Origin of the sequence: Pseudomonas sp. SIMBA_067, assembly GCF_046534675.1 — a bacterium.
GTDB classification, from domain to species: domain Bacteria; phylum Pseudomonadota; class Gammaproteobacteria; order Pseudomonadales; family Pseudomonadaceae; genus Aquipseudomonas; species Aquipseudomonas putida.
On the sequence record NZ_JAWRYH010000370.1, the window covers coordinates 1 to 275 of the forward strand.

Here is a 275-nt window from a genome sequence, read left to right on the forward strand (position 1 = left end):
CTTCACTTATCGCGAGTCCATACACACCCGCCCTCACAGCATACGTTCGCCACCGCCTGCCACTCTTTTCGATCAGATGGAAGCCACCCCATGTTGAAAGTGACGAAAGCCGTATTTCCGGTCGCCGGCCTCGGCACCCGATTCCTGCCTGCCACCAAGGCAAGTCCGAAGGAGATGCTGCCTGTCGTGGACAAGCCGTTGATTCAGTATGCGGTCGAGGAAGCCATCCAGGCCGGCATCACCGAGATGATCTTCGTGACCGGGCGCAGCAAGCG

General features: G+C 59.3%; 1 protein-coding gene. It reads left to right on the forward strand.

Annotated elements, in window-relative coordinates:
- Positions 1–90: 90 nt before the first annotated feature.
- A partial coding sequence (locus SB765_RS29480) for a sugar phosphate nucleotidyltransferase (protein WP_410932468.1) occupies positions 91–275 on the forward strand: 185 nt, incomplete at its 3' end.